Annotated in this window: 7 protein-coding genes, 1 pseudogene and 1 riboswitch; all 8 genes and pseudogenes read right to left on the bottom strand. The window is 72.2% G+C overall.

Annotated elements, in window-relative coordinates; translation table 11 throughout:
* A partial coding sequence (gene ribH / locus MJ785_RS18840; protein WP_239382070.1) for a 6,7-dimethyl-8-ribityllumazine synthase occupies positions 1–465 on the bottom strand: 465 nt, incomplete at its 3' end.
* Positions 462–1,802, bottom strand: coding sequence for a bifunctional 3,4-dihydroxy-2-butanone-4-phosphate synthase/GTP cyclohydrolase II (locus MJ785_RS18835; protein WP_239313929.1), 1,341 nt, complete (start codon positions 1,800–1,802; stop codon positions 462–464). The genes ribH and MJ785_RS18835, both read right to left, overlap by 4 nt.
* A complete protein-coding gene (gene ribE / locus MJ785_RS18830; RefSeq protein ID WP_239377598.1) occupies positions 1,799–2,551 on the bottom strand; it encodes a riboflavin synthase in 753 nt (250 codons plus the stop codon). Before ribE ends, MJ785_RS18835 begins: the two co-directional genes overlap by 4 nt.
* Before the next feature lie 125 nt (positions 2,552–2,676).
* Positions 2,677–2,805, bottom strand: a riboswitch (FMN riboswitch).
* A gap of 121 nt (positions 2,806–2,926) precedes the next feature.
* Entirely contained in the window at positions 2,927–3,625 is a 699-nt protein-coding gene (gene rpe / locus MJ785_RS18825) for a ribulose-phosphate 3-epimerase (protein WP_239377599.1), read from the bottom strand.
* A gap of 176 nt (positions 3,626–3,801) precedes the next feature.
* The gene (locus tag MJ785_RS18820; RefSeq protein WP_370651734.1) at positions 3,802–5,244 is read right to left on the bottom strand and encodes an RsmB/NOP family class I SAM-dependent RNA methyltransferase; all 1,443 of its coding nucleotides are present in this window, start codon (positions 5,242–5,244) and stop codon (positions 3,802–3,804) included.
* Positions 5,241–6,191 carry a methionyl-tRNA formyltransferase gene (fmt, locus tag MJ785_RS18815; protein ID WP_239312710.1) on the bottom strand — a complete coding sequence of 317 codons (951 nt, stop codon included), beginning with the start codon at positions 6,189–6,191 and terminating at the stop codon, positions 5,241–5,243. The genes MJ785_RS18820 and fmt overlap by 4 nt, the downstream gene beginning before the upstream one ends.
* Positions 6,191–6,739 (bottom strand): peptide deformylase, encoded by a 549-nt coding sequence (def, locus tag MJ785_RS18810; RefSeq protein ID WP_239312707.1) that lies wholly within the window; start codon positions 6,737–6,739, stop codon positions 6,191–6,193. The genes fmt and def overlap by 1 nt, the downstream gene beginning before the upstream one ends.
* Positions 6,740–6,932: 193 nt before the next feature.
* Positions 6,933–7,772 (bottom strand): annotated as a pseudogene (locus tag MJ785_RS18805) (primosomal protein N'); the annotation flags it as partial.

Raw genomic sequence — 7,772 nt, 5'->3', positions numbered from 1 at the left:
TAGCCCCCGCAGGATCTTCGCGGTCTCCAGCGCGGCGAAGGCGGCCTCCCGCCCTTTGTCCTCCGTGGCCGGGGGCAGCCCGGAGCGGTCCCGTGCCTGCTCGACCGTGTCGCAGGTCAGGACGCCGAAGCCGATCGGGACACCGGTGTCGAGAGCGACCCGGGTGAGTCCGGCGGTCACCGACTGGCAGACGTAGTCGAAGTGCGGGGTACCGCCGCGGATCACCACTCCCAACGCCACCACCGCGTCGTGACTGGCGGCGAGCGCCGCGGCGACGACGGGGAGTTCCACCGCGCCGGGCACCCGGACCACCACCGGTGCGGCGACGCCGGCATCCTTGGCTGCCCGCAGGGCCCCGTCCAGCAGGGCATCGGTGATCTCACCGTGCCACCGGGCCGCCACCACGGCCAGCCGCAGGCCCGCGCCATCGGGGATGGGTGCCGACGGCGAGCCGGTGCCGCTCACGCCGGCTCTCCCTGGCACACGTCCGCCATCACCAGATCGGTGTCCGCGGCTCCGGCCGGCGGGACCCGATGGTGCGGGACATCGGCACAGGCTCCGGCCGCTTTCGGCAGACCCGGCAGATCATGTCCCATCCGGTCCCTTTTGGTGGTGAGGTAGCGCAGGTTCTCGGGGGTGAAGTTCACCGGCAGCGCGACCCGCTCGACGATCTCCAGGCCGTAGCCTTCGAGCCCGGCCCGTTTGGTCGGGTTGTTGGACAGCAGGCGCATCGTCCGAACCCCGAGATCCACCAGGATCTGGGCGCCCGTGCCGTAGTCGCGGGCGTCGGCGGGCAGCCCGAGAGCGAGGTTGGCGTCGACGGTGTCGTGCCCGGCGTCCTGTAGCTGGTATGCCCGGAGCTTGTGGATGAGACCGATGCCCCGGCCCTCGTGCCCCCGCATGTAGAGCACCACGCCCCTGCCCTCCAGCGAGATCATGCGCAACGCGGCGTCGAGCTGCGTCCCGCAGTCACAGCGCCGCGATCCGAAGATGTCCCCGGTCAGGCATTCGCTGTGCACCCGCACAAGCACGTCACGGCCGCCGGAGATGTCGCCTTTGACCAGCGCCACATGTTCGATGTCCTCGATGACGCTGCGGTAGCACAACGCCCGGAACTCCCCGTGACGGGTCGGGATCGCCGCCTCGGCGACCCGCTCGACGTGCCGCTCACTACGGCGCCGGTAGGCCACCAGGTCGGCAATCGAGATCACTAACAGCCCGTGCTCGGCGGCGAACTTCATCAGTTCCGGCAGCCGGGCCATGCTCCCGTCGTCGTTGACGATCTCGCAGATGGCTCCGGCGGGACGCAGCCCGGCCAGCCGGGCCAGATCCACTGCCGCCTCGGTGTGGCCGGGGCGGCGCAGCACGCCGCCGGCCTTGGCCCGCAGGGGGAACACGTGGCCGGGCTTGGTGAGGTCCGCGGCGGTGGTCGCGGGATCGGCCAGCAGCCTGATCGTACGTGCCCGGTCAGCGGCTGAGATACCGGTCGTCACCCCGTCGCGGGCATCGACGGAGACGGTGAACGCGGTACCCATCCGATCGGTGTTGCGCGGGACCATCTGGCCGAGATCCAGCCGGTCGGCGTCAGCCCCGTCCATGGGTGCGCAAATCACACCTGAGGTGTAGCGGACCGTGAACGCCAACAGCTCCGGGGTGGCCAGCTCTGCCGCGAAGATCAGGTCGCCTTCGTTCTCGCGGTCCGCGTCGTCGACGACGATGACGGGCCGGCCGGCGGCGATCTGCGCCACCGCCTCGTCGATGGAGGCCAGGCCTGTGTCACTGGCTGCCAGGGATGTGCTCATGACAGTTGTTCGCTTCCGCTCCGAATCGTGGCGGTGGGGATGAGGGGCTGCCCCACGCCGGTCGTGTCACGCGCGGCGGTGAGCTTCTCGACGTACTTCGCCAGCACGTCGACCTCGAGGTTGACCCGCTCCCCCACCACGCGGCGGCCGAGGGTGGTCGTCCGCAACGTCGTCGGGATCAGGCTCACGGTGAACGAGGGCGGTGTCGACGCCGTCGCCGCGGTGACATCAACCACCGTCAGGCTGACGCCGTCAACCGTGATGGACCCCTTCTCGACGAGGTAGCGGTCCAGGCCCGGCGGCAGGCTGATACGCACGATCTCCCACTGGGGCACCGCCCCGCCACCGGCGGCTCGATCATCTTCCGTGGCGCTGCCGGCGGCCGGCACAGCGGTGCTCGGCTGTCGGTCAACCACCACACCGACGCCGTCCACATGCCCCTGCACGAGGTGGCCGCCGATGCGATCGGCCAGGCGCACCGCGCGCTCGAGGTTGACGGCGTCCCCGACGGACAGTCCACCAAGAGCCGAACGGGTGAGGGTCTCCTGCATGACATCGGCGGCGAAGGCCTGCCCGTCGCCTTGGGAAAACCAGCGGGTGACGGTCAGGCAGACCCCGTTGACCGCAATGGACGCGCCCTCGCTGACGTCCTCGAGCACCCTGGCCGCGCTGATGACGAGCCGAGCGGCGGCCGGGCGCGGCTCGACGGCCGCGACGACGCCGAGTTCCTCGATGATGCCGGTGAACATTCCTGGTGTTCCCCCTTGTGTCGGCACCACGTCCGAGACAAGGGGTAAGCACGCGGGACGCCGCCAGCGCACAGGCGCCAGACGGACCGTGCGCGACGGTGATAACCGCCGGACGGCACACGCCCGCGCGCGTCCTCCCATCCGGACTTTCACCGTCGGTCCCGGAATTTCACCGGGTCCACCGGCCGCTGGCTGCGGACGGGTCGCGGACTGTCACCGCCGGCTCGGAGTTTCACCGACCCCGGAGCGCGCGTGCTGCTACAACTACCTGCCCGAGTCTTGCACATGAAAGCCGCATGGGCGCGCGGAATCCGTGCGAAGCACCAGGCACCGCCGGGCGCGGCCGGCACCGCCCGCCGCCCGCTGGCATGGCGGTCAGGTTGTCGGCACGCCGGGCGCGACCAGCCGTGGCGACGCCCGCAGCGCCTGCGCCCGCAACGATTCAACCGCTGCCGCGGGATCGTCCGCGCCATAGACGGCGGTGCCGGCGACAAAGACATCAACCCCGGCCTCGGCGGCCCGCTCGACGGTGTTGGCATTGACCCCACCGTCGATCTGCAGCCACAGATCGAGGCCGCGGTCGTCCAGCAGCCGCCGCGCCGCCGTGATCTTCGGCAGGACCTCGTCCATGAACGTCTGCCCCCCGAACCCCGGCTCGATGGTCATCAGCAGCAGCAGGTCGAAGCGATGCAGGTCATCGATGTAACGCTCGACGGGAGTAGCCGGTTTCACCGCCAGGCCGGTGCGCGCGCCGGCCGCCCGGATGGCATCGGTGGTACGGGGCAGGTCGGTGACGGCCTCAGCGTGGATCGTGACGTTGGCCGCGCCCCGCTCGGCATAGCCGGCGGCCCAGCGGTCCGGATCGGAGATCATCAAATGGCAGTCAAGCGGGGTTGCGGTGACCGTGCGCAACGCGGTCACGGTATCCGGCGCCAGCGCCAGGTTGGGGACGAAGTGGTAGTCCATGATGTCGACGTGCAACCAGTCGGCGTGCCCCTCGACCGACAGGGCCGCCTGCGCGATCCGCCCGAAGTCGGCGGCGAGCAGGCTCGGGTAGATCTGCGCGGTGGCCACGCCTGCGAGCGTATCGGCCGGCTCTGGGCCGCCAGGCTCCGATGAACGTCGAGATGTCAGTGGTCTCGGTCATCCCGTCAGCCCATGAGCGCACCCGACACACCAGCACCCAGCACCCAGCGCATGCACAGGGCATATGCGTAGAAGCGGATCTTCTTAGAGCGACCAGCAGTCGGTTAGGTGCGGCGCAGGAGGGCAAGGAACATCGCGTCGGTGCCGTGCCGGTGCGGCCACAGCTGTACGAACGGGCCGTCACCGAGAGCGCCCACCTCGGGCAGGAATACCCGGGCGTCCAGAACGGACACGTCAGCGCGCCGCGCGGCCACGTCCGTCACGACGTCGGTGGTCTCCGCCGGGTGCGGCGAACAGGTGGCGTATGCGACGACACCGCCAGGACGCACCAGGTCAAGGGCCGCGGCCAGCAGCAGCCGCTGGAGACGGGACAGCACCACGGCGTCGGAGGGCGCACGGCGCCAGCGGGCCTCGGGCCGGCGTCGCAGCGCTCCGAGACCGGTGCAGGGGACATCGGCCAGCACCCGGTCGACGCTCCCCGGCCGTAGCGGCGGCCTACGGCCGTCCGCCCGGGTCACCAGAACGTTGGACCGGCCGGCCACCGCCTGGGTCACCAGCCTGGCCCGCGCGGCCCGCGGTTCCAGCGCGACCAGCCTGCTCGCGGGCAGCAGACCGGCCAGTACGGCGGTCTTGCCGCCAGGGCCGGCACACAGGTCGACGCTCACCCCGGTGTCCGTACCCCGCGTCGCCACCCTCGACAGTGCCGTCACGACCAGCTGGCTGCCCTCGTCCTGCACACCGGCCCGGCCGTCGGTGACCTCCGCGAGCCGTCCCGGATCACCACCGGCGAGGCGGACCGCGTACGGCGACCACAGACCGGGCGTGCCCGCCAGGCCCCCGTCCCGGACCGCGTCCAGCAGCGCCTCGGCGTCGATCAGACCGGGTCGCGCGACTAGATGGGTGGTCGGCCGTTGGTCGTCGGCCGCCAGCGCCGAGCGGGTCTCGGCCAGGTCGCCGCCCAGCGCCGCGGCGAACGCCTCGACCACCCAGCGCGGATGGGCGGTGACCAGCGCGAGATGACCGATCGGGTCGTCCTCGTAGCTCGGCGCGGCAAGCAGGGCCGCGAGGTCACCGCCGGTCTCGTCCACCCGCGACGCGACCCGCCGCAGGACCGCGTTGGCGAATCGGACCGGCCGCTCGCCGCTGGTGTGGCGAACCAGGTCAACGGTTGACGCGACCGCCGCACGCGTCGGCACCCGGGTATAGAGCAGCTGGTAGGCGCCGAGCCGCAGGGCATCGCGCACCTTCGGGTCCACGGCGTCCACCGGACGGCTGGTGACTGTTGCGAGCAGCGCGTCCAGGATGCCCGTCGCACGCAGCGTGCCGTAGGTCAGCTCGGTGGCGAACCCCCGGTCCCGGACCGGGAGCTGACGCTGCGCGGTCAGGGCCGAAAGCAGCAGGTTCGCGTAGGCACCGCGCTCGTCCACCGCTCGCAGGACTTCCCAGGCGAGCAACCGCGCGGGATCCGCCGGGACCGCCCGTGGTGAGCGGGCACTCCCCGGCGCGGAGGAGGCAGCTGGGGAGCCGGTGGTGGTAGCCCTGCTCACACGAACCTTTCACGGTCAGTCAACCGGGCGCCACGAGCCCACGCACTGGCGGTCATGGACGCACGGCCCTCGGGACGCACCTCACCCAGCAGGACCGCTCCGCCGCCGGTACCGACGGCGATCTCCCCGTGCCCGGCGGACACGCCGATCTGCGCGGGCTCCAGCGCGGGGACCCGCAGGTCCCCCGAGGTGGAGCACGGCCGCACCGGACCGAGCTTGATCCGATGATCACGGAAGGTCGTCCAGGCACCAGGTGCCGGCGTGGCCGCCCGAACCAGCCTGTCGATGTGGAGGGCCGGCGCGGACCAGTCGATGCGCACGTCGGCCGCGGTCAGCTTGGGCGCGATCGACACGCCCTCGGCCGCCTGCGGCCGGGCCCGCGCAGCCGCGTCGTCAATGCCGTCCAGCACGGCCAGGAGCAGCCTGGCGCCCGCGTCGGCCAACCGTTCCAGCAGGTCACCGGCGGTATCATGACCGCCGATGGTCTCGGTGAGCGTCCCGTAGACCGGGCCGCTGTCGAGATCCTCCTCGATCTGGAAGACCGACGCGCCGGTCACCTCGTCCCCGGCGAGCAGGGCATGCTGCACCGGGGCGGCGCCGCGCCACGCCGGGAGCACGGAGAAGTGCAGGTTGATCCAGCCGTGCTTGGGGATGTCGAGGGCGGCCCGCGGGAGCAGCGCTCCGTAAGCCACCACCGGACAGCACTCCGGCGCCAGTTCGGCGAGACGCGCGAGGAAAGCGGGATCGCGCGGGCGTTCGGGCACCAGCGCCTCCACCGCGGCCTCCTCGGCGAGTGCCCGCACCGGCGAGTGGGCGACCTTGCGACCGCGGCCGGCCGGCCGGTCCGGGCGGGTCACCACCGCGACGACCTCATGGCGGGGCGAGTCGAGCAACGCCCGCAGGCTCGGCAGCGCGGCGGCCGGGGTGCCGGCAAACACCAGCCGCATCAGCGGGCGCGCCCGAACAGCGGATGCGGCGAGGTCTTCACCGCGGGAGGGGTCTGCCCTGCCCACTGCGCCTCGCGGATCGCCTGCATCGCGGCCTTCTTCGTGGCCCGGTCCAGCCGGTCGATGAACAGCACACCATCCAGATGATCGGTTTCATGCTGGACGCAGCGTGACAGCAGGCCACTACCCTCGATCGTGACAGGGTCGCCGTGGACGTTCTGGCCGACAGCCAGCACCCGCTCCGGCCGTTTCAGCTCGAACGCGATGCCAGGCAGGGAAAGACAGCCCTCCTCGCCATCCATCAGCTCCTCGCTGAACGGCCCCAGCAGTGGGTTGACGAGGTGCCCCACCTCGCCGTCCACGTCATAGGCGAACACCCGCAGGGACACCCCGAGCTGCGGCGCCGCCAGCCCGACCCCGTCCGCCTCGTGCATCGTGTCGGTGAGGTCCGCGACGAGCCGGCGGAGCTCCTTGTCGAACGTGGTGACAGGATCGGCCACCGTCCGCAGCACCGGGTCCCCCAACAGTCGGATCTCCCGGACCGTCACTGTCGCACCCCTTCCGGATACACACCTGTCGAGCACTGTGGCCGCGCGGCCACACTCGATCGCGGCCACACCCGATGAAGAGAATCCATGCTACGGGCTTCCACGGTAGGACCAAGGGCCCACGGGCGCGAAAACACCCGGGCCCGCGCAGCCGCCGGTCACCTGCTGGCACGTCGCCCGGCACAGCCGCCCGTCACAGTAAGGCCACCGGGTCGAGGATGACCCGGACCGGCGCGGACCTGCGGGCGTCGAGCACGCCGCGCGCCGCCTTGAGCGCAACGGCCAACTGCTGGCCACGGGCTCTGGGGACGCGCACCAGGACGCGTTCCCACCGCTGCTCGCCGGCCGCGGGCTGCCCGGCGCCGGCCCCGGCACCGGTGCTGGGGCCGCCCGGCCCACTCAGCCCACTTGGCCCGCCTGGCCCAGCCACCGGAACCGGGCCGAGCACATCGGCGCCGGCCGGGAGCTCAGCGGCTGCGATCAGTTCGGCGACCGGGCCGGCAGCGCCCTCGACAGCGGCGATCCGGGTCGCTGGCGGAAAGCCGAGGGCCGCACGTTCGTCCTGCTCACGATGGATGAACCAGCCCGGGTCCCAGCGGGTCAGCGCCTGCACCACCGCCAGGCCGACATCGGCGGTGACGATGATCCGGCCGCCGTCGGCGGCCGGCCGCGCCAGCGCCGCCGCCGCGCACCACCGCCGCAGGGTCTCCTCGGCCGCACGCAGGTCCGTGCGGCCGAGCAACGCCCAGGTGTCGAGCAGCAGGACCGCGCCGTAGCCGCCGTCGGCGAGCGGCTCGGCGCCCGGCGTGGACACCACCAGAACGGGCGCCGCCGCGACCGTCGCCAGCACGCCGTCCCGGCCGGACGTGCGGACCGTAACGCCCGGGAACGCGCGCCCGAGTTCCTCGGCGGTCCGCCGGTCGCCGACGACGGTCACCCGCAGCCGCGCGTCCTCACAGGACGGGCACCGCCATCCGGCGGCCTCCACCGACGGCCGGCCGGTGAGATCAACGGCGGGGCGTCCACACCAGTT

Origin of the sequence: Protofrankia sp. CiT1, assembly GCF_917627335.1 — a bacterium.
In the GTDB taxonomy this organism is placed as follows: Bacteria; Actinomycetota; Actinomycetes; order Frankiales; family Frankiaceae; genus Protofrankia.
The sequence above is the reverse complement of the archived record's forward strand: the minus strand, read 5'-3'. Positions and strand labels throughout refer to the sequence as shown.

Coding starts and splice junctions, on each gene's coding strand:
- ribE (WP_239377598.1), bottom strand. CDS start 2,551: ATGTTCACCGGCATCATCGAGGAACTCGGCGTCGTCGCGGCCGTCGAG.
- fmt (WP_239312710.1), bottom strand. CDS start 6,191: ATGCGGCTGGTGTTTGCCGGCACCCCGGCCGCCGCGCTGCCGAGCCTG.
- MJ785_RS18835 (WP_239313929.1), bottom strand. CDS start 1,802: ATGAGCACATCCCTGGCAGCCAGTGACACAGGCCTGGCCTCCATCGAC.